The sequence below is a fragment of the Pyrofollis japonicus genome (genome assembly GCF_033097485.1).
GTDB classification, from domain to species: Archaea; Thermoproteota; Thermoprotei_A; order Sulfolobales; family Pyrodictiaceae; genus Pyrofollis; species Pyrofollis japonicus.
In genome coordinates, this window is sequence record NZ_AP028634.1 from 1,086,929 (window position 1) to 1,112,299 (window position 25,371).

The following is a 25,371-nucleotide window of genomic DNA, read 5'->3' on the forward strand; positions in this document are numbered from 1 at the left end:
AGACTTAACTATGCTAAAGAAAACCAGGGGTAACGGCCTAGCACCAAGACACCTCTCTTAGTCCTCAGCCCTGACCTCCCTAAGCGTCTTATAAATCGGGCCACTCCTCGTCAATATGCTCTGCTTAAGCCTAACAGACTCAAGCACTATCTCGCCAACCTCCTCTTCGGCCAGCTCGTGGAGAAGCTTCACAACCCTATCGATGTTACGCCGCCCCTTAATCCTAGCAAGAGTAACATGTGGCACAAACTCCTCCCTCTCTGGCCGGAACCCCAGGCGGCGAAGACCATGCTCAATCTCCTTGTAGATCCTCGTAAGCTCGTCAGCGCCCTCGCTCACACCAACCCATATAACCCTCGGGTTACTCGTGCTTGGAAACGCCCCGACACCTCTAAGCCTAATAACCACCCGCCTCGGCCTAGCAGACTCAATAACCCTCGCGATCTCGTCAACCATGCCCATTGGAATATTGCCTAGAAACCTTATCGTAATATGCAGGTTCTGGTCCTCAACAGGCTTCATGGGCGCACCAGTAGCGACAAACGCATCACGAATAGCAACAAGCCTAGCAATAACCCTAGGATCCTCTATATCCACAGCTATAAACGCCCTAATAGTCTCGGACAAGGCTCACCACAACCCAGAGCTCCAAGCCAGGGACAACAAGACGCAACCAACTAAATGAATGTTAATGAACCAAGCAAAATAAAACCCGGAACCCAGGCAAAACAAATACACAATACACGGGGGTGCGGCGGTCGTCTAGCCTGGACTAGGACGCCGGCCTCCCAAGCCGGTGATCCCGGGTTCAAATCCCGGCCGCCGCACCAACTCCTCTTTCATCGCTGTCCGTCAACAAAGAAGTCCTCGGTGAAGCATTCTATTCGTATAATATTCCCTGGTTTGATGGTCAACCGGTAGCCGTCCCGTAGAGCGAATCACGGCATGTTGCAGTATTAATTGTAATACCCGTTTCTTACGCGATAACTTAATCAGTCCATAGACAAGCAGATAGAAAGCTGGAGGTCGCCGCGAATTGTCAGCAGCTATTGAGAAGGCTATCCTAGAGGAGATTCGGAGCCTCAAAACGATACTGGAACGTATAGAAGCTTTACTAGAAGAGCGCCTTATAGGTCTTGAAGAACCCTTACCGGATGAAGTTAAAGCAATCAAGGAGTATGAAAACGAAAAGAGGAGTGGTAAGGTGGAGCTATTAAGGCTAGAGGACATTATCAAGGAGAGTGTAGAGTAAGGTGAGGTACGAGGTACATCTTACGCGAAAGGCTAAGAAACAGCTTGATAATCTAGATCCTCAAGTAAGAAAAAGAATCCTTGAAGCGTTACTAGTGCTTAGAGACTACGGCTTTACACAAAGGCTTGACATTAAGAAGCTTAAGGGCTATAAAAATCATTACAGGTTTCGCGTCGGTGAATACCGTGTCCTATTTGAACTAGAGAAGCCAAATAAGATAATAATCTATGCCATTCTTCCGAGAAAACAAGCATATCAATAAAAATCTAGTTAATATTATTTGATAATTTGATAATTAGATCAGAATTGCTTAAAGATAAGCAGAGACTTGAATATGCTATCAGGAATTAAATGACACGAATAATTCATTTATGATACTTCACTATGGTATTGTTAAAAAAAGACCAAAGCTAAGGCTTAGATATTTGCCTAAATTTGCTATTAGTCTTAATTTCGGAAGTTGTTCGGGGGTTAAGCAGTGACAAACTGTAATCGTTGTGTCATTTTGCTTGACGTTTCTAAAGAGAGCCAAATATTGGGTTATGGTGTTATAATTCTTGATGAAAATACTATTAGACATTTTTGGAGACTTATATGTGGAGTTTGGGCTCCCTTGACTCGTGCATCTATACACTGCAAGGAACTTCTAGAGGCATCCATGTGGGGATTTAAGTGGAGTATACATATGCGTCTAGAACCTTATATACGTCATAATCTGATTAAGGCACTTAATCAGGCTAGAATGATTATTTTAGCCTCTGTGCGTAAACTTATGGATGCTATTGATTTTATTATCATAAGAAGTGCTAGTATTTGTAGTACTTTAGTAGTAATACATGATGGAGGTCCGGAAGAGAATAAATGTGCTAACATAATTAAACGACGTGCAAGGAAAGAAGGGCTAAATGTTTATATACATGGAAAATATACACCTGCACTAATGCTCGCTGATTATATTGCTGGCATTGCGCGTAATCTTGTTCTAATAAAGCTACAGCCACCTCAAGGTAAAAAAACTCCACATAAATACAATACATATATAGGAGCTTATAAGAGACTTTACAAGCTAAAGGGAAAAGTGCACGAATTCTTATAGGGTGTTAATTTATGAGTGCTAGAACGGCTATGTATGCTTTGCGTGATATAGCGCGTGAAATAATAGTTCTTCACGAGCCTGCAAATCCGGGTCTTGAGTCTAATCTTCGCCGCGTGTCTAAATGCCTTGATGCTGGTGGCGCTTTATATGGTTATTATGGTAGTGGTAAGAGCTTGTTATCGCTACTTTACTCGCTTTATAAGACATTGCTAGGTGAGCCAACAGTGGTTATAGAAGCATATTCAGTTTTACGCTCACGGAGAGAACAATCATTTAGTTCCTTTTCTCCGACCTTGGAAGTGTTAGGTATCCTCAATGAAAGTATTAATAATGGCGAAAAAGTAGGGCATGCGATTACTAGGTGGCTAGAAAGTATCGGAGACGGAGCTAAATTAAAGCTTAATGATCTCTATGATATATTTAGACGCTTCATGGATGTGAAAATTTCAATATCGGGTGAAGGATTTGAAAAACTTTTAAACCTAATAGATATATTAGAGGAGAAACTTCATATAGCCCATATAGTTGTTGACGAATTTGAGAGACTTATTGTAAATCCAAATGTCTATGGATATAGAACTAGAGGGGAGTTATTTGAAGATTTCTTTATGTTTGTCGACAGAAAAAGACCAAATGTCGGGCTTTCAATTCCTCATACACTTCGTAGCATGTTAGACTTAGAAACTATAGCAAGGATGCAACCCATGACACAGATTATTTACGAGGAAAAAGAATTATTGGCACTTTTTGAGAGATTTGCTCGTGTAAGAGCACCTTCACACCTTGTAGAAAAACTTATAAATGAGTTAAAAGAACTCGGAATATACTTTAAGGTTCCTAGAGCAGTTGTGAGTCTTGTCAACGAGGCACTTGAAAGAAAAGATTTGAGAGAAATTGCTTCAGAAAGAATAAAATTCCTCTGTCTTGTTGCATATAATTTCCGAACCAAAAGTTTTAGAAAAAGATCTCTTTTATGCTTGTTTTACGCATATGCGTGGCTTAGGCAAGACATCTTTGATCCCATAAGCGAAGAAAAGCTATCTAATATGTTAAAGAGCGTCTGCTCTCTAGTACATGATGCTATATCTGGTAAAATTTTACGAAGTCTGCACAATAAATTCTATGAAAGCCTTATAGAGGTTTGTGGTGCGATGGATCCTCGAAGTATACTTAGAATAGCACGCAATTATAACATTCTTGAGAGGCTTGGTTCAGTATATGTATTATCGCCTCAAGCTATAGATAATCTTCTCTCTTCAATACAAGGTGAATTAGCAGACATATTGACGAAAAGTTATGAAATACGATTTGAACCTAGATCGCTTCTTGTAGAGCTTCAGCTTTATGGTAGGGAGTGATTTTTATGAAACTTCCTACTTTACATCGAGGGCCTTGGATATATCAATCTCCTAGAATTACGATGATATTAGCTTATTTATATTCTAAGACGAAGGACCAGCAAATAATAGCAAACATAATAAAGGAGCATATTCAGTATGTATTAAAGCTTTCTTCGTCGGAAGAGAAGAGTTGGATTGTTAAAAGATTAGAAGGGCTTGGCTATGAGCGGAAAAGGCCGTGGGCAAAAGAAGTTGAGAGACTCGTAGACCCTAATATAGCAGCCTATTATTTTGAAAAGCTAGGCTTACAGGGAAATAAGTTAAAAATGCTCATAGAGTTTATAGAACAGTTATTGCGCATATTACGTGCTAGAGATACTTTACGTGCTGTTGCATATTTGCCACCAATGCTTACTTTGCCAGAGAAGGTACTGTTATTGAATTGCTTATCTTCGTCAAAATATTTTGATCTTAAAACTAGCTTAAAAGTAGTAATTCTCTCTTGGATTAAAGAAACAGATCCTTTGGAATTGCTTGAGGGGGAAATAAATCAGAAGAGAAAACAGTTTCGATTTCGATATACGTATCTCACAAGTTTGAATATAGTTACAGGAAAACGATCCAGACCAAGGCCAACTCTTATAGGTTTTATACTGACATATGTAGTTGAAAATAATATTAATAATGTTATAGACACATATGTGAGGGCTCTTATAGATTATCGTAAATTAATACCAATGCTTTTGCTTGATATTTTTTCACTTGATATTGCTATTAAGGATATGTTAGAAAGCTATATAAATCTTGTTTCAAAAATATTATCAAATATTAAACAAAATATTATAAAATCAAAAGAAATTCTAGCTATGTTGCACGAAGAGGTAGCTTATTTACCTCTAGACGTAAGAGGGTTAACGGCTGTGACAATACTAAAACATATTAACACGGTATTACGTCTCATCGAGACATAGGAGAATTTTCTCAGCACTGTTTTTATGTTATAAAATAATTGTTTATATCTTTATAATATAAAGATATAAAGAAAAAGCTAGATAACACATTTTTCGATTTCGCTATATTATTAAATTTTATTAGCTTTTTGGTAACACATCTTTTCTTTATTTTATTCTATTATTTCCTTAATATTTATTATAATCGATAATATTTATAGTAATCTTACTCAAAATTAACAGTGTTGACATTGTTAATTTATTCCTATATAGTATGTCGCTCAACGATCCTATTTTAGCCTCGGCTCGCTGGGCGGCATACACTACCTTATTGGCAAGTGATATTCTTCTATTTTCTGGTTAAATAGCATCGTTATAGCTGCATAGATAATTATGAACATTTTCAAGATAAATGAATGCCTAGCAGATAGGTCATTATTCTAAATGCTCACTAAAGAGTTAAGAGGATAGGATTAGGCTGTATTGCCCCACGGGATATTTCGAAAATGTCTCCGCCTCAGCCTCCACCTATAAGAAGAGGCATAGACGCCCGAGACCTGCTTGAAGCTGCGAGAAGAGCTATAGATACTGTTAGTAGGGCACTACCCTATATAGTACCTGGGCCCATAATTCTTCATCGAGGTCCAGCAGGAGAAGTACATGTTGATATCCCGCTACTTTATCAAGGCATGGCACTGGATAAGATTCATTTCGACCCAGGCGAGAATAGACCATCACCTAAGGGAAGGCCCATAGTATGGCTTGGAAAGATCGACTTACACGAGGTCAGGGAGATCGCGAAAACAATTGTTTCTGAGCTACGTGTATTAGGTGCTGCAGAGTATCGAGAACCGGAAGCAGCCTGGATCGTGCCTCTAGCATGGGGCCCCTTCATAGTTGCTCATATTAAAGTTAGTAGTAATGGTGATGAGATTATACCGGACTACGGTCTTACGAGAGAACTTAGGAGAATGGCTCCATAAACTGGAAGCCCTAGTGAAAAGAATCCTCGCAGATAAGCTTCTCTCAGCTCTACTCGCTCTCTACTTGGTTTTGTGCCTACTTGATCATAGTCTTCCCTCGAATAGTCTCGCTCTTCTAGAACCCCGTATCTATGTAAGCCTCGTAGCCCTCCTAGCTGCTTCTAGAGCTCTTGACCTCTCTGGTGCAGTCTCTAGGCTTGCTGTCTCAATGCTTGTGAAGCGCCAGGGCCGCTTAGACGCTTCTACTATTCTGCTACTGGTCGTAGGGAGTGGCCTCATCTCGATGATTATAACAAATGACGCAGCGCTCTTCGTCTTTATACCCTTAGTAGCGTCTTTTGAGAGGATATTGCGCCTCAACCTTGCATGGTTATACGTCTTAATTGCACTCTCAGTCAATGTTACATCAATGATGAGCCCTATAGGAAATCCACAAAACCTCTATCTCTGGCAATACTATGGACTAAGTATACACCAATTCGTTCTCACCTTGCTCCCCTATACAATACTCTCTATAACCTTACTGCTATCCTACACGTTGTTGATGTACTCAAGGCTTCTAGCACATCGTTCGAACTCCTCCCTAGACATACTGCCTCCTCCCATTAAGACTGAGTGGAAACTAGCCCTAGCTTCTCTACTCTCGATCTCGGCGTTATTCGTAGCTAGCCATTATGGGCTCCAGTATCTTGCATTTGTGCTAACAATAGCATTGATCTCATCCGCTGATCCTCGCGCCTTAAAATCTTTAGATCTAGGACTCTTAGCAATATTTGGCTTATTCTTCATAGATTTTGGCGAAATTTCTAAACTATTAGCCCCCTATATAAGGGTGCCAGATAGTGCAGTAGGCTTGATAGCTCTAGCTGTAGGCCTAAGCCAGGTTATAAGTAATGTACCAGCAACAATTATGCTCGCCCACCTCGTGCAGCCGAAGAAGTGGTGGGCACTTGCGCTCGGCACTAATATAGGTGGAACCTTATTACTAACGGGCTCGCTTGTCAACCTAATAGTTACAAGGCTCTCTAGACTCAAGGCCAATACTTATCATAAGTATGCTGTCCCATATTCTCTCGCTCTTCTACTTACTCTGCTATGTACTACATACTTAAAGACTCATTGAGAAGCAAGCTAATTGTATCTCGGCCTGCTTGGAGAATAGTTAAGGAGTAGAGGGAGCCGTTGTCTCCTAAATACCCCTTATCCAGCTTTGTAGCCTAAAGATTATGAAGCAAAATATGAGTGCTTATAAACTAAGCTATATTAACCACTTGGTCAGCTTAACGAGGATCGGGTCTGAAGCGTGTATAACAGTGAACAGGGCACTCGGATAGCGATACCTGTCCTAGAAGATAGGGGACTTGACAGTGTAATTTCTGAGCACTTCGGCCGTGCACCATACTTTTTAATAATTGATATAAGAGACGGGAAAATTATCAATGTAGAGAAAGTGGCTAACTCAGCTGCCGAGAATCACGCCCCCGGGGAGATTCCTCTCTTGCTACGCGAACTCGGCGTTAATGTAGTTATAGTTAGGGGTATTGGTCGACGTGCTGCAGCCTTTTTCGAAGAATATGGTATAGAAGTTGTCAGCGGCGCTGATGGCCCTGTTAAGGACATTATCCAGGCCTATATTGACGGCATGCTGCAATCCCGCGAATATAAGCCTATGAGACGCTGGAGAGAGAAGTGCAAACACAGGGAGGTAGCATAGAGTACTCTTACCCCATCTGAGCCACCATGATCTTTGTTAGTTGTATCTTTCAGTTAATCGGTATGTAATCTAATATTTAGTATTTTTGAATATTAATAGTTGCTGCCCATGGTGCTCACTATTGCTTATAAAAGTTTGAGCTTATTAGAGGGAAAGCATAGGCAGTCTCTGCCCTACATTGCGCATTTATGGATTAACGTGGAAGGGTAGAGGCAGGCGTGGAGCGCGTGTATCTTGTCGTTGTCGTAGTGCTCGTGGTAGTTGCTTGGCTTAGCGGATACATGGTTGCACAATATATGGGCGGCCACGAAGAGACTGTGCCGGATTGGTGTCTTGAGCTTAAAGAGAGCTATGGCGCCTTGAAGGAGGAGTTGCGAGAGATAAACGAGTCCTACAAGACGCTTCTAGGGAATTATAGTTTGCTTCTTGCTAGGCTCCAGGAGACTGAGAGGAACTACTCGGCTATGCTGGGCAGCTATGAGGGGCTCCGCGCCAAGGCCCAGGAGCTTGCAACGAGGCTAGCAGAGGCTCTAGGTAACCTTTCGAGGCTCTCAGCAAAGTACAGTGAGGCCTTGAGGAAGCTCGCCGAGTATGAGAGCCTTGTAAATGCTCTCTCGGCGAACTATACTGCGTGTGTTAAGGCAAAGGCATTGATAGAGTCGAGGCTAATCGCTCTGAACAACTCCTACCAGGAGCTGCTGAGGAGGTATGAAGGGCTTAGTGCGCAGTACCAGCAGCTCTTTAGCAACTATAAGGAGTTGTTAGAAGAGTTCAAGACCCTGCAAGCCAACTATACAGAGCTTAGTAAAGAGTATCGACGCTTAAAGGAGAGGTATGAGGCTCTGCTCGAAAACTATAGTGCTAATGCGGATCTATTAACAAGACTTGTTGTGAGAACAGATCTATGGAACGGCTACATACTCGATGAAGAGGATTTTAATGAGTTCCTTGACTCCCTGCTTGCAGAGGACACGAAGCTAGCTAGAAAACTATCAATAACACACGAAGTTAGTGGGCTCAAGACTAGTCAGAGGGTTCTCCGCGTCTGGTCGTGGATACTAAGCAGCATGGGGTATTTCCCAGACTCCTATACAAGGGTAACTGACCCCTTCCTCTACGACATACATGTTACTCATCAGACATGGGAACTCCTTAACGAGACAATAGCTAAGGGTGGAGGAGACTGCGAAGACCTAGCGCTACTGGCTTACAGTGTGCTCTCGGCAACCAAGACTAGCAGCGAAAAAGTATACCTTATAACAATCCTTATCGGCGAGGACGGGAACAAGTTCTACGGCCACATGGCGGCACTAGTAGTGAGGACACTAAGCAACGGAAAAGAGTACTATATCGTAGACCCTGCAGGCAATTATCTCAACGGCATAAGCATGGCCTACTTAGTCAAAGGAGTCTACGCGAACGGGACATACTGGGAGGTACCGCTTTGGGCACACGCGTTGTCGCGCGAGACGAAGGAGTACCTTATGCGCTGGAAGCTCGCAACCATAGTATACTACATGGATGGTAGCCAGCTCCGGACCCCCGCCTATAAGCACTTTAGAGAGGCTAGTCAGGCGCTGAGAGACTGGCTCGGCTACTGGGCCGGACAGCTAGGATCCATAGTATTTGATGCGAGAATAAGGCTTGACACTATAGGATTTCATAAAATATTTCAAAACTATATAGATGTAAGTTCTTTTCTCGAAGAAGAACAGTAATCTAGATAAGTAAAGTAGACTCTGTATAACACTATATTTTAATAGAACGCGTACTTGCTAATACTTGTAGCAGAAATCACCACGTTGCGGTAGTAATATATTCCCCTTCTTGGGTAATACTAAGTGAGAGTGTATAACTTTTGAGCGAAAATACATCCTCCAAAGACGACGCTACCCCCATCAACGCTAAGGATTTGAATGAAATTCTCACAGTGATCTGCGATAAGGCCGGCATCTTTTGTGAACGGGTAAACGACACAGAAAGAATGAACCGTGTTGTCGGATTCGGGCTTGGCTTATTAGAGACGTATTGGCTTCTAGTTAACGAGGGCGGACACGAGCTCCTAAGCTACTGCCTTAACTACAATGATTGTAGAAACGAGGCCGTAAACACGGCTTTAAGCGTTGCAGACATGTATATCAGAAACGAGTACTTCTTCACAATTAGCATTGAAGATATAAGAAGAATAATAAGCAAGATAAAACAGATCAAAAATCCCTAACACCGATAATTAGCCTATATTCTACACCATTATATTCCGCCTAGCACGGCATAGAGTGGTACACATAAGGGTGCGTCTAAAAATACTTAGTCCTACACAGCTAATTCTACCCATATATTGGTGACCAGCCCTCCCAAGTATATATCTGGCGGGGACTGGGGCTTGAACGCGCTTTTTGCAACAATAATAATACTCGGGGTAACGGTCGTCCTGCTAGCAGCGGTAACGGGTTACATAGTGACCACTGTACATGGTGTCGAGAAGACTAATCCCGTTAAAATACTCCGTATAGGTATGGACAGTAACCTCGTTGTATGCAACGATTCCTCTAACTGGAGTGCTGTCCTCTACTTCCCGTTCCAAGAGAAGGGCACTGTCTCAGTAAAGCTAGAATCAATAGAATTCACCAACGCGGGGCGCACCAGAATAGAATACTATATAATCTACGATAGAGCGCCTGACCCAGACAATATCTGCAATGCGTTACCCCAGCACTCCCCTAGCGGCGTTATACTAGAACCTGGCGATAAAGGCTACCTAGCAATATTTGTCCCCAAGGAGTTCCAGCTGCCTAGCAATATCCCGTTCTACATGAACGTAATAATATATACAAGTAGCGGTGAAATTTACCTAACAGTACCAATCATTGTCCAGAGTAAAGCCCAGTAGCACACGAACGAGAACAGTAATAGTCCTAAGCCTAGTCAAGAACAGAGCCATAATTTAACTATAGTTGGTTAAGCAGTGCTTCTGTCGCAGTACAGGGTACTGGAATGAGTATTGTCAAGTGTGGGGAGAAACAAGGGCTGCTTGTGGACCGTTGGTGGGCCCGGGGGGATTCGAACCCCCGACCTCCCGGTTATCAGCCGGGCGCTCTAACCGGGCTGAGCTACGGGCCCATCCTGGGCGTCTCCTTGTTGCCGTGTAGTGTGTACTGTACTAGTCTGAGGGTTATTTTTGTCTTAACCCTTCCTGTTAGCCATCTCCCTATATGTCTCTTGATGCATACTACTACTCGGTGCTCGTAGGGGTGTCTCTGAGGCGTAAGAGGAGTAGAGGTGGTATTAGTAAAAGTGGTTCTAGCAGGCTTGTGAGGGAGGAGTTTCTCCGCGAGGCGAGCGAGGCTGTAACCCCTGTTCACGGCCAGGGCTTCTTCTACGTTGGGTACGGCTACATAGCCTACTACATAGTGTTCGACTACGTTGACCCCCTTGGTTATTACGATGCGGTTCTCCGAGACGAGAAACTCTTCGAGGAGGAGACTGCGAAGCTTGCATACAATATGCAGGAACTGGTGGATAGGGAGGAGGTAATGGTTAACGGTGAAAGGGTTAGGCCTCGCGTGGTCCTAGTAGATATAGGGTTTAGGGGTAAGAAGAGCCAGGTCTTCGTCGTATTTGGGCTCCGCTTTAGGGCACCGATTCGCAGCGGGAGAAACGTCTACGAGAACCGGTACGAGGCTGAGCCTATTGAGTACAATTATGAGGCCTACTGGGTGTTTCCTCCCGGCTCAAGAATAATCGAGGTAGACATGGGACCAGGGAGCGAGGACTGGGACATAGTGGATAACAACGTGGTCGCTATATATGGGAGGAGGGGTGGAAGGACGGGCGGCTACGAGAAAATAGTCTTCGAACTCCCCTAGAGTATCCCCGAAACATCGTATACCGTGACGGGGCCCTCTACTTCGCCTTTCAGTATCCTTGTGAGGAGTGCTCTCGTCTCAGCCTCCGTCAATGCCTGGTTAACCCTGGCTCCCGCCACTGGTTCTCCGCGCCTAATTACTATGATGATGTCCTTCCCTTCAATGGTTGCCTTAACTAGTACTGGTTCTCCGCGCCTAAGCAGGTCCTCGAACTCCTGGCCCGAGGGAGGGCCACGATACAGCGTCTTAGCTCTCAGTATGACTCCAAGCAGCTGTGTAGGATCAGCAAGCCTGTCTGATAACTCTTTTCTCCAATAAGTAACCACTGGCGTTGGAACAAGCCTTCGTAGCGCCAATGGAATGTAGTCTGGGGCCTCTTTGCGCTTCAACGGCTTCTCAAGAGCGCCTGCCTCGCCCTGCGTAATTACGTAGACGCCTTCGCTGACCTTCTGCGCTTTTAGCCCTTGCCGTGAGGCCCAGGCCTCGAGAAGAGGCTCCGCATCAGCATCAACTGCTACAGTTATGCGGCCAGTCTTCTGGAGTGCAGCGATTAGCTCGTCGTATGGTATAAAGGGCCCCATGCCCCTATACTCCAATCGTGGAGCCTCGCCCATAGCTATACCTACCCCCTATACGTGTTTAGGTATAGTCTCAACTATTTCGCGTAGGCCCTCAATGATTGTCCTTGCTTCTTGGCGCCCGATTACGAGTGGGCCATGGTGTGGCGCCAATACCTCGATGTCTAGCCTGCTGACCTCGTTTATCCATGCCCGGAGCTTGCTGGGGCTTGCAACGTGTCTGAGGTAGGGTGCTACAAGCTTCAAGTACTCTTCTACATCGCTTACATATGGCTCCCAGAGGCCTGGAGGCGTTATTGCTCCTAGGCTTGTTCCTGTAAATAGGGTCTTCGAGACGGGGTCGTAGAGCGAAATATTGTGGGGCTGGAGGCCAGCACCTGGCACTACGAGAAGCCTTATACGCCCAAAGGCCTCCTCGTGGACCTCTAGTCGCACTCTCTTCACGTTGGGGCCTATGTGTGATATGGCTGAGTTGAGTATGCTCGATTGGTACGGAGTAGCGTAGACATATGCTCTCGGGTTCTTTCGGAGAAACATGTCTATACCGGCCACGATGTCTGCCTCTATGTGTGTTAGTGCTACGTGCTTTACCTTGTCAATGCCCTCTGTGACTTCCTCTATGTTGAGTATATGTCTCTCCTCAAGGCCTGATGGATTGACTATGACGGCCTCTTTTCCATCGAACACCATGAAGGTGTTGGATAAGAGGCCTCCACAAGCAGCGCAGCCCTTTACAGAGGCCCAGTACACTCTATGAGAGCCGCTGCTAGCTATCTCTAGGGGTGCGTAGATTACTGATTCTCTTCCACCGTAGAGAGCCCACGCCTTTACAGTGACCCTGCGCGCTAGGGGGAGGTTTGCGTAGAGAACATCGTCTCCACTGAGTCTCTGGCCAGGCAGCTCGGCGTAGAGTCCGGTGATCTTGTTGCCTCTTATCACGGCTCGTAGCGTGAAAGGCTCTCTCTCGTCAAGCGACTCGACCTCAACGAGGTAGTGGTCGGGGCCAAGGGCCGATATGACTCGTAGGGCGGATTCGAGGGTAATGTTGAATACGGGGACGAATGCATCGTAGTAGACAAGCGTTGTGAGTACTGGAGGTTCCTTCTCGAGTGCGGCGAGCTTATTGTCTTCCTCGTTCACCTCAACCGAGGGATATGCGGATTCGATTCTCCTCCTGATTATGTCTGCTAGTTCGGAGCCAAAAGTATCTATTATCCTGGCTACTCTTCCCACGCCCTCACATACAACCGTTATCAGTGTTTGTAGTCCTTGCTGCACGGCGCTTATCTGGACAACCATCATGTCAGTATCGCTGCGAAATATGGCGGCAATCGATGAGGGGGTCTCAAAGACATCCATTACAAGCCTTACTTTCTCCGTGCCCCGGCGCCCCTTCGGAACGATTACTGCGATGTAGTTGCTTCCCATTTCGTCAACAACGGATATTCTACGGATTATGTCTGTTACTGAGCCTATTAGTCTTCTTGCCTCGGTAGGGCTGAGTGAGACAAGGAACTGTTTCCTCAAGACTACAACTTTCCCCGTATCTTCGTTTTCCACGGGGGAGTAACAATTTTATACGTTATTGAGGCCGTGCATTCGGTGTCATCTATTTTCCCACGCGGCATCGTCTTTTGAAAGCCATACTGTTTAATAATCCTATATGGGCTCGGTATCCCTGGGATATTTGAGGGGATAGAGGTTTGGGTTATAGCATCAAAGATCTTGCATGGCTCGTAGGCAAGCTCAGAGACGAGGGAATTCGCGGAGTAATAATTGGCAGCACTGTTATAGACCTCGAGCTACGGCGCAAAGAGTTCGAAGACGATATTGACATCTTTGCTCTCGAGCCTAGCCCCCTCATCGAGGAGGACACTTATCGTGAAATAGCATATAGGAACGAGTGGCAGATGAGCTACACGGCTCTCGGCACACCAAAGTTCGTCGTAAGGCTTCCAAGCGGGGAGGAAGTCATAGTCGAGTTCTACGAGAACATACACGACTTTTACATACCATTAGAGATCATAGAGAATGCTCCAAAGAAGACAATAAGCGGCGTAGAAGTCAGGCTCATAAGGCCAGAGGACTACATCGTGCTCAAGGCAAAAGCTGCCAGGGATCCCGACATAGAGGATCTAAGGATAGTCAGGGAGTATATTGACGCCGGGAGGCTCAGAATAGACGAACGCATCATAAAGAGGGATCTAGAACTCCTCCCAGAGGAGGATCGACGACTCGCTATAAGCAAGCTTCGCGGCCTCGGCTTCCGCGTCTAAACCCCTCTTTATCCGGGAAATACTTCCCCGTGCTCGGGGCACTAGTGATTAGTATTGCTCCGAAGAGTATACCTCGTGGTGTACGAGTTATGGCAGGTAACAGCTTCTACGAGTACTACTTGTCCTGGGCTAATCCGGCCCGCAGAGCATATAGCACGGGTCTATCGCTGAGCCTTCCGGCAGCCTATTCCTCGAGCCAGGTAATAGTTGTCTGCGGAATGGGTGGGAGCGGAGCAGCCGGCGACTACCTTGCCTCCATCTCTGCACGGTACGGCGGCACCCCAGTAATCGCGCTCAAGGAGGCTGATCCTCCTAGCTGGGTGTCGAGAGGAGCCCTTGTCTATGCTGTAAGCTTCTCAGGTAATACGCGGGAAACGCTGAACTGTGCCCGCAGGAGCTACGAGCTAGGAGCCCATGTAGTGGCAGTGACCACGGGGGGAAGACTAGCAGCATGGGCCCGGGAGCGCAGCCTCCCGGTAGCAGTTGTTGAACAAGCTCCTGCCCCGCGCGCTGGCTGGCCCCAGCTCTTCTACACACTGCTCGGAAGCCTCATCGGGAACGGGTTCCTCAACGTCCCGGGAACAGATGTAGAGGACTCACTAAGGCTCCTCGGAGAAAAAGAGGCCGCCGAGAAACGCGCAGAGGAGCTGGCATCATGGCTACACGAGGCTAAGGAGAACAGGGTGGTACTTGCTCCAGCCCCGTACTACCCAGTAGCGGTGAGGATTCGCAGCGAACTAGCAGAAAACGCGAAGACCGCCAGCGATGCCTCGCAAGTACCGGAGTCAGGGCACAATATACTCGAGGGATGGGCTAGCGAGGGCCGCTACCACTTCCTCGTCGTAGACCCCGGCGAGGAGCCTTGGAGCAAGCTACTAGAGGAATTCGTTGCCCTCGCGAGGCCAGCCGACTTCCACGTAGAGAAGCTACTAGGAGACAACATGGTCTCGAAGATGGTCTGGGGCACCTGGCTAGCCGGGCTGTCCTCGGTGAAGCTGGCAGCAATGAAGGGTGTTGACGCAGAGAAGCTCTCAGCTATCAAGATGTTCCGCCGAGTAGTGGAGGAGACCACAGAGTGGGGAGCATAGGGCCAGGGGCTTCTCAATAAATTCTTCGAAGGCGAGAAAAGGGGGCAATACTTAATAAAGCAGTTAGGCCCACCAATCGCCTTCGGAGGAGGAGAAGAATGCCCAGCGAATACCTCTCCAAGGTAAAGGACCTAATAAAGCCGAAGCTAGAGGAGAAGGGCCTCAAGGCACTCCTAGTAGGCTCGACGCTCAAGCTAGTCAAGGACGGAGACACTGTTATGAATATTAGCGACAAAGGCGAAATAGTTGAGCTAAGCTTCAAGGGCAAAAAGTACACCTACGACAAGTGGTACACGAAGCCAGAGCACCTAGCTAAAACGATAACAGTTACGCTAGACGCCCAGCTCTAAGACAAAAGACAAAGGTATGGCGCTAATAGACAAGCCTACAAAAATTTTTACACAAGGAAGCACACAATGCAGTATTTTCACGCTTCTCTCATTATCCTTGCCATTCCTCTTCTGGTTATATGATTAGGGGGCTGGAGTTCAACGATAGAATATATTGTGGCTAGAACACATCGTAGGAGCAGGGAGTATTATGTCGCTACCACCGACACTGTTCCTCCAAAGCGGTCTCGGGGCAGGAATATACGTGGTTGATGCCACGCCGCAGATGCTTGATATAGACTTCATAAAGACCTATCTAGTCGCGGACAATACTGCATGTGCGCTCATAGACTCCGGGCCGAGTAACGCGGCAAGTCATGTCGCAGAGACTCTGACAAGGCTTTGCAAAAACCAGGAGACAATATACATAGTTCTAACCCATATACACTTGGACCACGGCGGAGGAGTAGCCCTAGTAGCAGAGCACCTAGCCCAGCAAGGCTACCGAGTAGAGACACTTGTGCACCCACGTGGCGAGAAACATCTCCGAGACCCCTCAAAGCTTTGGCAGGCATCGAGACAAGTACTTGGCGAAAGGGCATACGAGTTCGGAGAACCAGTCCCCTACTCGCTGAGCGGGCTACGCCCAACCAGTGACGGCGAGAAACTATGCCTTGGCAACACAGTTCTCGAAATAATCCATACACCGGGCCACGCGAGTCACCACCAGAGCATAGTGCTAGGGCTCCCAGAAGGCACCATAGTCTTCACGGGAGACTCGGCAGGAGTATATGACCCCTTGACAAGCGGACTAGCGCCAACAACGCCGCCACCCTTCCGCCTGGAACCCTTCCTTCAAAGCCTAAAGAAAATGAAAGCCTACGACCCGGAATGGATAGCGCCAACACACCTAGGCCCTGGTCCTGGAAACCTGCTAGAGAAGCACGAGGAGCAAGTAAAGCTCTGGGTGGACATAGTTAGCGAGAACCCCGGGCTAAGCACGGAGCAATTACTGGAAAAGATACTAGAGAGGGACGAGCTGTCAAGAAAGCTATACACAGGCCTCGGCTGGAGCAAGCAAATCCAAGGCGTACTGGTTGACAGCATAGAGGGTATAAAAGCCTACATAGAGCAAGCAAAGAGGTAGCAAGCATATTTTACTTGATTATGTCTAGAGGCTCGTTTTGGCAACCTAATACCTTAGCGGGAGCTCGTACTTTTGCTAGGAGCGTATTGTATGCTCGGAACAAGAAGCTGGAAAAGAAAAACGTATGCGCCTTCTCATTGTGTTGCCGGGCTAGCCTTTTTGGCTATCTTTATCTTCGCGCCTAGTTCTTGTTCCAGCTTCTTCCACTCCTTGATGTTGTAGATGCAGCCTGGATCCGGTGCGAGCGGGTCTCCGAAGTAGGCGTAGGCCCTGGCGCGGCAGCCGCCGCAGATGTACTTGTATGGGCATTTGCCGCAGAATCCTTTCAGCAGCTCGCGGTTCCGTAGTGCCTTGAAGAGGGGCGCTGTTTCCCATATCTCGCGGAAGCTCTTTTCACGCACGTTGCCGACCTTGATTGGCAGGAAGACGCATGGTGCTACGTCTCCGTTTGGCTGTATTGCTGCATATATTCTCCCGGCGCCACAGCCTCCAACGAACTCGGCTACGGCTTTCACAATTGGGTCGTTTCCTACGTAGAAGTGTGTGGGAGCCACGTCCTTTCCTCCGCTGAGCTGGAGTGCTACGCGGCCGTACTGGGGCGCAGTGCTGACTATCTGTATTTTCCTCTTCTGCATTTCTTTGTAGATATGCCTTAGAAATTCCTCGCGCTCCATGGGGTCTAGGTCTAGCCACATGTTCTCCTTTCCACGACCCACTGGCACGAAGTTGAAGAATACGACGCGCTCAACGCCTATGCTCTCTGCGAGATCAAGAAGGTCATCCACCTCGTCTATGTTGGCCTTCGTAACCGTTACTGCCATGGCGTGGCTCACGCCAAGCTTAACCGCGTTCTCAAGAGCCTTTACCGCTCTCTGCCATGCACCCGGGACGCCGCGGAACCAGTCATGCTTCTTCGGGTTAGCACTGTCAACCGAGACCTCTACGTAGCGTAGCCCGAGCTTGACGGCCTTCTCTAGCTTCTCTATATCTGCGAACATCCACCCATTAGTCGCCACAGCCGCATAGATGCCCCGTCTACCGAGCTCGTGGACTATCTGGTAGAAGTGGGGATGAATAGTTGGCTCTCCGCCGCTGAGTGCTACGGCAGCGACGCCAGCACGGTCAAGATCCTCGACAAGCCGTATCTTCTCTTCAAGCGTAAGCTCGTCTGGTAGCGGGTGATCGGCTCTCTGGTAGCAGTGCTTACACCTAAGGTTACACATGTTAGTGAAGTTCCACACTATGAGGAATGGCGCCGGCATTTTCTGCGGAACAGTTACCCCGTAGAGAGCTAGGCCCTCGAATACGAGCGATATGCCGCGCCTCAAAGCGGGGTCACGGAGAGCCTGCCTCGCCTCCTCGATGTCCCCGTGTAGCATCTTTACTCCTATCTCAACTATCTTGTTGATTATCGCTGAGATGAAGCGCGCGGTCACAGGGCACGAGTAGACGTTCTGGCCAGCGAACTTGGTAAGCGCGTGATAGAGTAGTGTTGCGTTGACCTCGCCCCGATCCTCGTGTATACAGTCGGCTCGCTTAACTGCTAGGCGTAGAATAGACCTTGTAACGGGGTTGTTGAACATGATCCTGATAGCTGCTAGGTACGACCCTATGCCGCCCCTCTTGGCCTCCTTTAACACTTTTTCCTCTAGTTCGTCCGATACGTGTTCTCCAAGACTACTCATACCTATGTCTCACCTCTTCCACTTGAGCGGGTGCACGACGAAGTCTTTCACCATTGAGAAAAACTCCCTGCCTAGGACGCCTACGAGATCCTTTAATCTGCCAGCCCTTAGCTCACGCCATACGAAGGCGGGGCGCAGGTAGAAGCGTCGGTACGCGTACTTGATCATTGACTGGAGCTGCTGCCTAGTAAAGTGGAAGCCCCTCATAACTGCGCGCACGGTCGTATAGTGCTCCCAGTTAGTGTCCTCTATCAGGTTGTACTTCTTCGCGTACTGGTAGAGCGGTGTACCGGGATAAGGCGTGAGGGCGGTGAACTGTGCGTAGTCGGGGTCAATCTTTATAGCGAACTCCACGGTCTTCTTCATATCGTCAATGGTTTCCCAGGGGAACCCGAGTATGAATGAGGCCGTGGCGAAGCCGCCGAGTTCCTTCTTCCACTGGAAGACCCTCTCAACCTGCTCTATTGTTATCTTCTTCCCTATGCGGTTCAGCGTCTCCTGGCTAGCAGACTCAACGCCAAAGTAGAGCGCTACGCAGCCATTATCGTAGAGGAACTTCATGTACTCCTTCGTCATGTGGTCGACTCGCGAGCCGCATGCGAACGTGAGGTCGAGGCCCCTCTTCTTGAACTCCGCGACCAGGTCTGTCATGAACTTCCTTCCAACACCTATATCGTCGTCTGCAAACACGACGTGCTTCGCCTTATACTTGTACACTGCCTCCTCTATCTCGTCGGCGACTCTTATCGCAGAGCGGATGCGCACTCTTCTTCCGAAGAAGTAGCTTGTAGAACAGTACATGCAGCCGTAGGGGCAGCCGCGGCTAGCCATGACGTGGATTATCCTTATCGGTTTACCGAACAACGTGTACTTGTCCATGGGGAGCAGGTGGCGCGCAGGCCAAGGAAGCTCGTCGAGGTCGGGCGGAGGCCTCTCAGGTGTTAGCACTATTTTCTCGCTTCTTTTCGACTTGAAGGCAATTCCGCGTACCTTTTTCAAACGCTCTTCGTCGAACCCGTACCTCTCAAGAACATCTATTAGTTCGGCTGCTGTGTACTCGCCCTCGCCTCGTACAACTATGTCTGCACCGTTCTCCAGTGCTTCCTTGAACATGAATGTGGGGTGTATGCCTCCAACAATAACCGGTACATCTGGAAGCTCTTCTCGTACGAGCTTTATTGCACGATAGCCGCGGGGAGCCGTGGGGGTTATCAGTGAGAAGCCTATGATGTCCGGCTTCCACGACTTTACCTCGCTTAGCCACTGCTCAGTACTCATCTCAAGAGTAGGCGTGTCGATTATCTTTACCTTGTGCCCTGCTCGTTCGAGCACAGCAGCTATGTATGCTAGACCCAGCGGGGGAGCCTTCATTCCCGTTATCTTGTATATCTCGAGCGTATGTATGTCGGGGGGAAGCGTAAGGAGTACGCGCAAGTCTATACCCGAGAAGAATATTGACCCCGGGGTTAGTATTAGGGTAACTTGTACATGAAGCAATGTTTTGCCGTGATTAGACAGGTAGATAAGGACGGGCAGAATCCGGGAGCGGAGTCACCGCTCTTCTTTATTCGACTCGATATATATTTTCTTTGCGAGAGGTGATACACGCAGAAGTTCGTCCAGACTCCGAGGCACATAGGGTAAGATCATTCTTAGCAACGGAGCCTCCCTGTTAAGTAGGTCAAGGACTGCTGAGAGCATGTTGAGAAGAGATTTACTTGTTTCACGGAAATCGTAAACAGCCTTGCCGCTCATTTCTAGCATTGAGGACAAGAAGCTTGGCCTCGTCCGGGAGAGGAGCCCAACAATGTAAGACGCGCTTAGCATTATTGACGCGTGACCAAGCCTTCCTTGCAGGTAGATGTACAGGGAGTTGCAGTTTGGTACTTCGTAGCATCGATCCCCGAGAGTAAGACAGTCTATCTTGTCAACGGGGACCATTGTGATTGCATCGTGGTAGGCGATGCCGTGCTCTACCCGGGGCCGGATGACAAATATGGTATCATGGTAGTGGTAGATTATTTGTCCTCCCTGTATGCTTCTCTGTTTTGCAGCTCTCCATATCCTGCGGATACTGTACTCGCTCAGCCCTCTACTCCTTAGAAATGTCGTTGTGAAAACCGGTGCATCAATACACCTAAGCGAATGCATTGATGCGCATAGCTTGGAGATATCCCTAAGCCCTAGAAGGACGGCCTCAAAGAGCCTTATGAGGTCTCTTTGTAGCCTATCTTGCACTCTGCTCGTCCTCCCCTCCTTCCCTAAGGAATAGGATAATTATAGTGCTCTCTAGGGGTCTGGGTATAGGATTATCTCCAATTATATGGCTATTTTCTTTTCCTCGGCCAGGTGTCCGCTCATCATCTAGACTAGTCAGCGGAGGTGCATACAAGTCCTCACTGGTTTCACTTGATCCACAAAAATGGCACGCTGCTACAAGGGCCCTAGAGGCGTAGACTTAGTCTTCGAAGGACGTTCTCGAGCGTTACTAGATCAACGTCTTCCCGGAGCCTAACTATGGCTAAGCCGCTGTGCCCGCCTATATCCTCTGCTACGCCCTCCTTTACTAGGCCTGTTGCTACCCGGTAGGCTCCGCGCCCCTTGCTCCTTATTATTAGGAGCCTCACGCCATCGTCTCTCTCAACGAGCAGCGCTACCGGTTGCTTCAGTATCTTATACAGTTTTGACGCTAGTGCGCTTGAGCCCCTGTTTACCCACTTTCCTCTAGCATCCACGAAGCGTATATAGCCTACCCGTTTAGCAGTAATGGCTAGCTCCTTGGCCTTCTCTGCGATCTCTTTGTCACTCTCCTCCGCTATCTTGACCACTTTTTCTACGAGCTTAGTGTCGAACGGCATGTCCTGGGGCAGCGGGCTCGCGAGCCACTTGACGAGCTTCCTCCACAACTCCTTGTCGCGGAGCACTGTGCATGCCTTCGATATGCTCGCCGCAAGCTTCACGACCCGCCTCTCTGCCTCTGTTAGCGGCCTAGCGCCTCTCTCAAGAACGCCAACGGCCTTCATGAATGCTTCCAGCCTTGGCGTCATGTGGCGTACTCCTAGGCTTCGTAGCAAGTTATAGGTCAGCATTGCTGTCGGCTTATGCCCGAGGTATATTTCTTCGCTTAGCTCGTATAGCTTCTTAGACATGTAGATTGTTGAGAAGTGGTGGTCTATGTATATTAGCCGCGTCCCTTTACAGTCTCGCATGAAGTCTAGGAGCACTTCGTGTATGTCCTTAGTGAGTGGTATATCCAGCACAGCTAATGCGTCGGGACAGTTACCGGCCTCCAGTATGTGTTGGAGAGCGTCCTTGAATCCCCGGGGCCCAGCAGGCTCGAGGCTGACCTCGTGCCTACCCTTGAGCGGATAAACCTTCCTATAGTACTGTGCATAGTATAGCATCGCTGCAGCAGTTACCCCATCCGCATCCCAGTCAGCTATAATCCCTACCGGTATCTTGACAAGGCTCCTCGGCTTCATAGTATCAGCTCCCAGTACCTACTATTTGCAAAACACCCCCCTAAGTCTAGATAGGACGCTACTAACGAGAATAAGCAAAACAACAGCATTTACGCTGGTAAGACCAAATTATGCTCGTAAAAGGACTAGAAAGAGCGGTGCTCACTGATTAATCAGTGCTGGCTAGCCGGGCATGAACTGCAGCAGTTCGTGCTCATTCACAGCAAGTTGATGAGTAGTTGCCCCGTGTATCCCGTTATTGCGAGGACTGTAAAGTTGAAGGCAAGCTGTGCCGCCAAGGGGTCGGCGTTTGGCGGTACACGGTCTCCGGATAATGCTCTCGTGGTTTCGATTGCCTTTGGTATGCTTAGTAAGGGTAGGAGTGCGAGGGGCTGTCTCGCCGCGACGGCTATCAGTGCTTGGGCGGCATAGGCTAGTGCAACGAGTGCTTTGAAGAGTTTCTGTGTCTTCTGCTTGCCGAGTATAGTCGCTATTGTCACGAACCCAGCTGCTTTGTCTGTCTCAATGTCGCGCAGGTTGTTGGCGACGAGTACACCGACTATTAGCAGCGCTATAGGAAACGACACTATAACCGGCTCCAGTATCTTGACCAGCCCGCTGGCCATGTAGAAGACCCCAATCGGTATTATTATGCCCCAGGCTATGTATACGAGAAGCTCTCCAAGTCCCCTATACTTGGCCTTTATCGGCGGCCCCGTGTACGAGTAGGCTGCGAGTAGTCCTAGTAGTGCTAGGAAGGGTGCAAGAGGCCTCGCGGCCCAAGTGATTAGTGCGAGTATGGTTCCTGCGAGGCCCAGTCCTATGCCGTAGGCCAGGGTTGCTTGAGGCGTTAATATGTTGGCGAAGATGGGGTGTGGCCGGTATATCACTGTGCCGGTGCCTGGCTTGTCAACCCCGTAGCGGTAGTCGAAGTAGTCGTTCAGCACGTTTGCTGCTGCGTGGAGCAGTACGCTTCCAGCTATGGCGACTATTACTAGCGGTATGTTGACGGCATAGCCGGCTATTGTGGCGTACAGTGCAACCACTATGGATAAGAGTATCGTCATGGGGAAGCTCCATGGCCTTGTGGCGATGAGGAGCCCCCCTAGCCCCAAATATTACCACCAGCTAGTGGTGTAGACTACTAAGAGGAAGCAGTTTAGAGTATTCTTGAACGCGAAAAACCTTCGGCAAACCAAGTCTACAAATCATAGCCGAGAAGGGGTTGCCAGCACTGCCTAGTACTACGGCTCCGACTTAGAGGTGCATTATTAGTCTCTCTCCGCACTTGTTCTCCGATAGGGTGGCAGGAGAGGGTTCAGCTATGAGCAGGCTCGAAGAATTGATCGAGGAGGCTGTTCCGCGACTAAGAGAAATCGGGGGCTTCGTTAAGAAGCGCGTCGAGTCAGTTCTGGTTGCTGGGGATACCCACGGCTATAGAGAGGCCACCGAGTGGGTCCTAAAAATAGCGGACAAGCTAAACCCGGAGCTAGTAGTCTTCCTCGGCGACTACGTTGACCGAGGGCCTCGCGGCGTCGAGAATCTTGAGCTACTCCTCGAGCGCTTCATATCCGAGCCTCATCGCTACCTGCTCCTCAGAGGAAACCACGAATCACCGGTAATGAACTACTACTATGGGTTCCGCGAGGAGCTTGTCAACAAGCTCGGCCCGGAGGCTTTGAGAAGTGTGGAGCAGCTCTACGAGTGCCTCGTGCTCCACGCAGTCATAAACGATGTGTGGCTCGTTCACGGCGGAGTACCTTGCAGAGACTGTGGTGGGGGAGAAGAGCCACCCGTAGAGCTAGATCTGCTCGTCAAGGAGTCGGAGGAGATACACTGCAAGGAAGATGCGTTGGAGCCGGAGGGCCTAGTAATGCAGATGCTGTGGAACGACCCAGAGGGGAGCATCGAGTGGTTTGCTCCTAGCATGAGGGGGTCAGGCATATACCTCTACGGGAGGAAGGCTTGGAGTAACTTCCTCGAGCATAACGGCCTCAAGTTCATCCTACGCGCACACGAGACCGTTGACGCTGTAGCAGTGTGGAAGCCTGACGGTGGCTATGAGCCAGGGCTAAGCCACGGCCAAGAGCTTCGCGTAGAGGATCTCCACGGCACGGTAGTCACGGTGTTCACGAGCCTCTACCATGGTCGTGGAGCAGGAGCAGTCTACATGACCCAGGATGTGTTCAAGGTGTACAGGTTCCCCGAAGAGCCGTAAAGGGAGGAGAGTAGTGTTCGAGAAGAGCCGTCGCCGGCTCGGCGCCCCCTCACAGAGGGAAAGGGGAGCCACCGGCTCCCTCAGGGGCGCCCAGCAGAGTGATGTACCCTGGCCCGTGTATCTAGGTTTTTCCGGCTGCCTCGCTTTTCCCGAGGAGGAGCTCCCTGTACACTCGGAGAACTAGGCGGTGATAGTGCTCAGCAAAGTTCGTGCGTAGTGCCAGCCTCTTCCCTATTACCAGGATACCGTCATGCGGCCCCATTACGAGCCCTGTTAGCGGGAAACAAGTAGTTATGAATGGCTCATACTTCTTGGGCTCCCTGCCCTCTAGGAGTTTGACGATGCTCTCTGCCGCAGTCCTTGCGGATCTAATTGCCTCTCTCGCGACTTTGAGCGAAAGGCAGCCCCCGCGCCTTATCGAAGCAGCATCCCCGACGGCGAACACTTTGCCACCGAGGCCAGGTACGCGAAGATATTCGTCAACGAGGAAGAAGCCTCCCTTACCAAGAGCCTCTTTTGGAGCATTGACCCCGGGTCCCTGGAGCCCAGCACTCCAGACGACAAGGTCCGCCTCAACGGTATCGCCTCCCTCAAACACTACCCGGCCAGGCTCTACGCGTACGACGCGGTGATCCATGAGCAGGACTGCTCCCAGTTCGCCGAGGATGCGCTTAGCTATCTCCGAGGCCGCCTTATTACCTAGTAGCTGTAGGGGCTCAGAAAGCATGTCTATAACGGCCACACTGAGCCCGAGCCCCTTCTCCGTGCTTAGCCACAGCAGCTCGGCGGCAAGCTCAACGCCAACAAACCCTGCTCCGACGATAGCTATGCCCCCAACATCGCCATCCACGACCATTCGGTTAATCCTCTCAGCTTCCTCGGGAGAATAGAGGGGCACGCTATGCTCCTCGGCCCCTGGTACACCGTAGAAAGCGGGGCGTGCACCGGTAGCCAAAACCAGGTAATCATAGTCAATGGGTTCTCCATTCGACAGAGTAGCCTTGTTCGGCGAAACCTCTACAACCTTGTCGCTAATGATTTGAACGCCGTATTTCTCGGCGAAACCTCGTACATTTAGCACGGCCTCCTCCGCACCATATCTCCCAGAGGCTATGGCCGGTATGAGTGGCTGGAACGAGAACACAGGCCTCGGAGTAATCCACAAGCACTCATTGCTTTCGCAAACACCCCTTTGCCCAAGAACCCTAACTGCCTCTACACCTGCAAACCCGCTGCCAGCGACAACAATGCGAGCCAAGATGCCTCTTTCCTCCCACACGTGCCTGGTGGGAAGAAGGAGGGTGCTAGGATAAAACAGCTAGGCTCGTGCCCCTAGCGAGAAGAGGCCAAAACATGGTACAGCAGTATCGATTCCCGAGGCAAGGAAA

General features: G+C 48.8%; 26 protein-coding genes and 2 tRNA genes. 18 read left to right on the forward strand and 10 right to left on the reverse strand.

The features are described 5' to 3' along the window. Positions 1-57 precede the first annotated feature (57 nt). Positions 58-627, reverse strand: a complete 570-nt coding sequence (gene thpR, locus SBG41_RS05535) for an RNA 2',3'-cyclic phosphodiesterase (RefSeq protein ID WP_317894562.1) — start codon at positions 625-627, stop codon at positions 58-60. A 124-nt stretch (positions 628-751) separates the two neighbouring features. Here thpR and SBG41_RS05540 point away from each other — a divergent pair. The 12 genes from SBG41_RS05540 to SBG41_RS05595 all read left to right on the forward strand — a co-directional run bounded on the left by SBG41_RS05540 (position 752) and on the right by SBG41_RS05595 (position 10,225). Further along, positions 752-830 (forward strand) — tRNA-Gly (locus tag SBG41_RS05540). A 206-nt stretch (positions 831-1,036) separates the two neighbouring features. After that, a complete protein-coding gene (locus tag SBG41_RS05545) occupies positions 1,037-1,252 on the forward strand; it encodes a hypothetical protein (protein ID WP_317894563.1) in 216 nt (71 codons plus the stop codon). A gap of 1 nt (position 1,253) precedes the next feature. Further along, complete coding sequence (locus tag SBG41_RS05550; protein ID WP_317894564.1) at positions 1,254-1,514, forward strand: type II toxin-antitoxin system RelE family toxin; 261 nt, start codon at positions 1,254-1,256, stop codon at positions 1,512-1,514. A 243-nt stretch (positions 1,515-1,757) separates the two neighbouring features. Next, positions 1,758-2,348 (forward strand): hypothetical protein, encoded by a 591-nt coding sequence (locus SBG41_RS05555; protein WP_317894565.1) that lies wholly within the window; start codon positions 1,758-1,760, stop codon positions 2,346-2,348. Positions 2,349-2,359: 11 nt separating this feature from the next. Next, positions 2,360-3,706, forward strand: coding sequence for a hypothetical protein (locus SBG41_RS05560; protein ID WP_317894566.1), 1,347 nt, complete (start codon positions 2,360-2,362; stop codon positions 3,704-3,706). A 5-nt stretch (positions 3,707-3,711) separates the two neighbouring features. After that, on the forward strand, positions 3,712-4,659 hold the full coding sequence (locus tag SBG41_RS05565) for a hypothetical protein (RefSeq protein ID WP_317894567.1): 948 nt from the start codon (positions 3,712-3,714) through the stop codon (positions 4,657-4,659). Positions 4,660-5,144: 485 nt separating this feature from the next. Beyond that, positions 5,145-5,621: a hypothetical protein gene (locus SBG41_RS05570; RefSeq protein WP_317894568.1), complete on the forward strand. Its 477-nt coding sequence runs from the start codon at positions 5,145-5,147 to the stop codon at positions 5,619-5,621. Between the two features lie 13 nt (positions 5,622-5,634). Continuing rightward, a complete protein-coding gene (locus SBG41_RS05575) occupies positions 5,635-6,744 on the forward strand; it encodes an SLC13 family permease (RefSeq protein WP_317894569.1) in 1,110 nt (369 codons plus the stop codon). A gap of 180 nt (positions 6,745-6,924) precedes the next feature. Further along, entirely contained in the window at positions 6,925-7,335 is a 411-nt protein-coding gene (locus SBG41_RS05580; RefSeq protein WP_317894570.1) for a NifB/NifX family molybdenum-iron cluster-binding protein, read from the forward strand. 218 nt (positions 7,336-7,553) lie between these two features. Next, complete coding sequence (locus SBG41_RS05585; RefSeq protein ID WP_317894571.1) at positions 7,554-9,053, forward strand: transglutaminase-like domain-containing protein; 1,500 nt, start codon at positions 7,554-7,556, stop codon at positions 9,051-9,053. Positions 9,054-9,193: 140 nt separating this feature from the next. After that, a complete protein-coding gene (locus tag SBG41_RS05590) occupies positions 9,194-9,556 on the forward strand; it encodes a hypothetical protein (protein ID WP_317894572.1) in 363 nt (120 codons plus the stop codon). 162 nt (positions 9,557-9,718) lie between these two features. Beyond that, positions 9,719-10,225, forward strand: coding sequence for a hypothetical protein (locus tag SBG41_RS05595; RefSeq protein WP_317894573.1), 507 nt, complete (start codon positions 9,719-9,721; stop codon positions 10,223-10,225). A gap of 152 nt (positions 10,226-10,377) precedes the next feature. Here the strand turns inward: SBG41_RS05595 and SBG41_RS05600 are convergent. Next, a tRNA-Ile gene (locus SBG41_RS05600) sits at positions 10,378-10,455 on the reverse strand. Between the two features lie 131 nt (positions 10,456-10,586). Between SBG41_RS05600 and SBG41_RS05605 the strand changes: the two genes are divergently transcribed. After that, positions 10,587-11,201, forward strand: a complete 615-nt coding sequence (locus tag SBG41_RS05605) for a hypothetical protein (protein WP_317894574.1) — start codon at positions 10,587-10,589, stop codon at positions 11,199-11,201. Here SBG41_RS05605 and SBG41_RS05610 read toward each other — a convergent pair. Then, positions 11,198-11,815 carry a hypothetical protein gene (locus SBG41_RS05610; RefSeq protein WP_317894575.1) on the reverse strand — a complete coding sequence of 206 codons (618 nt, stop codon included), beginning with the start codon at positions 11,813-11,815 and terminating at the stop codon, positions 11,198-11,200. The genes SBG41_RS05605 and SBG41_RS05610 overlap by 4 nt on opposite strands. A 15-nt stretch (positions 11,816-11,830) precedes the next feature. Beyond that, a complete protein-coding gene (locus SBG41_RS05615) occupies positions 11,831-13,306 on the reverse strand; it encodes an oxygen-binding di-iron domain-containing protein (RefSeq protein ID WP_317894576.1) in 1,476 nt (491 codons plus the stop codon). Between the two features lie 176 nt (positions 13,307-13,482). Between SBG41_RS05615 and SBG41_RS05620 the strand changes: the two genes are divergently transcribed. The 4 genes from SBG41_RS05620 to SBG41_RS05635 all read left to right on the forward strand — a co-directional run bounded on the left by SBG41_RS05620 (position 13,483) and on the right by SBG41_RS05635 (position 16,619). Then, positions 13,483-14,055 (forward strand): nucleotidyltransferase, encoded by a 573-nt coding sequence (locus tag SBG41_RS05620; protein WP_317894577.1) that lies wholly within the window; start codon positions 13,483-13,485, stop codon positions 14,053-14,055. Positions 14,056-14,144: 89 nt separating this feature from the next. Then, on the forward strand, positions 14,145-15,143 hold the full coding sequence (locus SBG41_RS05625; RefSeq protein WP_317894578.1) for an SIS domain-containing protein: 999 nt from the start codon (positions 14,145-14,147) through the stop codon (positions 15,141-15,143). 98 nt (positions 15,144-15,241) lie between these two features. Continuing rightward, the gene (locus SBG41_RS05630) at positions 15,242-15,493 is read left to right on the forward strand and encodes a hypothetical protein (RefSeq protein WP_317894579.1); all 252 of its coding nucleotides are present in this window, start codon (positions 15,242-15,244) and stop codon (positions 15,491-15,493) included. A 190-nt stretch (positions 15,494-15,683) separates the two neighbouring features. Further along, the gene (locus SBG41_RS05635) at positions 15,684-16,619 is read left to right on the forward strand and encodes an MBL fold metallo-hydrolase (RefSeq protein ID WP_317894580.1); all 936 of its coding nucleotides are present in this window, start codon (positions 15,684-15,686) and stop codon (positions 16,617-16,619) included. A gap of 134 nt (positions 16,620-16,753) precedes the next feature. Here SBG41_RS05635 and SBG41_RS05640 read toward each other — a convergent pair whose 3' ends face one another. The 5 genes from SBG41_RS05640 to SBG41_RS05660 all read right to left on the reverse strand — a co-directional run bounded on the left by SBG41_RS05640 (position 16,754) and on the right by SBG41_RS05660 (position 22,880). After that, positions 16,754-18,304 (reverse strand): radical SAM/SPASM domain-containing protein, encoded by a 1,551-nt coding sequence (locus SBG41_RS05640; RefSeq protein WP_317894581.1) that lies wholly within the window; start codon positions 18,302-18,304, stop codon positions 16,754-16,756. A 9-nt stretch (positions 18,305-18,313) separates the two neighbouring features. Next, positions 18,314-19,738, reverse strand: a complete 1,425-nt coding sequence (locus SBG41_RS05645) for a B12-binding domain-containing radical SAM protein (RefSeq protein ID WP_317894582.1) — start codon at positions 19,736-19,738, stop codon at positions 18,314-18,316. A gap of 117 nt (positions 19,739-19,855) precedes the next feature. Next, positions 19,856-20,542: a hypothetical protein gene (locus tag SBG41_RS05650; protein ID WP_317894583.1), complete on the reverse strand. Its 687-nt coding sequence runs from the start codon at positions 20,540-20,542 to the stop codon at positions 19,856-19,858. Positions 20,543-20,748: 206 nt separating this feature from the next. Next, positions 20,749-21,786, reverse strand: a complete 1,038-nt coding sequence (locus tag SBG41_RS05655) for a phosphoesterase (RefSeq protein ID WP_317894584.1) — start codon at positions 21,784-21,786, stop codon at positions 20,749-20,751. A 197-nt stretch (positions 21,787-21,983) separates the two neighbouring features. Continuing rightward, complete coding sequence (locus tag SBG41_RS05660; RefSeq protein ID WP_317894585.1) at positions 21,984-22,880, reverse strand: prenyltransferase; 897 nt, start codon at positions 22,878-22,880, stop codon at positions 21,984-21,986. A gap of 209 nt (positions 22,881-23,089) precedes the next feature. On the opposite strand from SBG41_RS05660, the gene SBG41_RS05665 reads away from it, so the two are divergent. Continuing rightward, positions 23,090-23,983: a metallophosphoesterase gene (locus tag SBG41_RS05665; protein ID WP_317894586.1), complete on the forward strand. Its 894-nt coding sequence runs from the start codon at positions 23,090-23,092 to the stop codon at positions 23,981-23,983. A gap of 121 nt (positions 23,984-24,104) precedes the next feature. Here the strand turns inward: SBG41_RS05665 and SBG41_RS05670 are convergent, their stop codons facing one another. Further along, the gene (locus tag SBG41_RS05670; RefSeq protein WP_317894587.1) at positions 24,105-25,241 is read right to left on the reverse strand and encodes an NAD(P)/FAD-dependent oxidoreductase; all 1,137 of its coding nucleotides are present in this window, start codon (positions 25,239-25,241) and stop codon (positions 24,105-24,107) included. Positions 25,242-25,371 lie beyond the last annotated feature (130 nt).

Excerpts from the sequence above, each read along its gene's own strand:
- SBG41_RS05560 (WP_317894566.1), top strand. The coding sequence starts at position 2,360 with ATGAGTGCTAGAACGGCTATGTATGCTTTGCGTGATATAGCGCGTGAA.
- SBG41_RS05565 (WP_317894567.1), top strand. The coding sequence starts at position 3,712 with ATGAAACTTCCTACTTTACATCGAGGGCCTTGGATATATCAATCTCCT.
- SBG41_RS05570 (WP_317894568.1), top strand. The coding sequence starts at position 5,145 with ATGTCTCCGCCTCAGCCTCCACCTATAAGAAGAGGCATAGACGCCCGA.
- SBG41_RS05610 (WP_317894575.1), bottom strand. The coding sequence starts at position 11,815 with ATGGGCGAGGCTCCACGATTGGAGTATAGGGGCATGGGGCCCTTTATA.
- SBG41_RS05625 (WP_317894578.1), top strand. The coding sequence starts at position 14,145 with ATGGCAGGTAACAGCTTCTACGAGTACTACTTGTCCTGGGCTAATCCG.
- SBG41_RS05630 (WP_317894579.1), top strand. The coding sequence starts at position 15,242 with ATGCCCAGCGAATACCTCTCCAAGGTAAAGGACCTAATAAAGCCGAAG.
- SBG41_RS05635 (WP_317894580.1), top strand. The coding sequence starts at position 15,684 with ATGTCGCTACCACCGACACTGTTCCTCCAAAGCGGTCTCGGGGCAGGA.
- SBG41_RS05640 (WP_317894581.1), bottom strand. The coding sequence starts at position 18,304 with ATGAGTAGTCTTGGAGAACACGTATCGGACGAACTAGAGGAAAAAGTG.
- SBG41_RS05655 (WP_317894584.1), bottom strand. The coding sequence starts at position 21,786 with ATGAAGCCGAGGAGCCTTGTCAAGATACCGGTAGGGATTATAGCTGAC.
- SBG41_RS05665 (WP_317894586.1), top strand. The coding sequence starts at position 23,090 with ATGAGCAGGCTCGAAGAATTGATCGAGGAGGCTGTTCCGCGACTAAGA.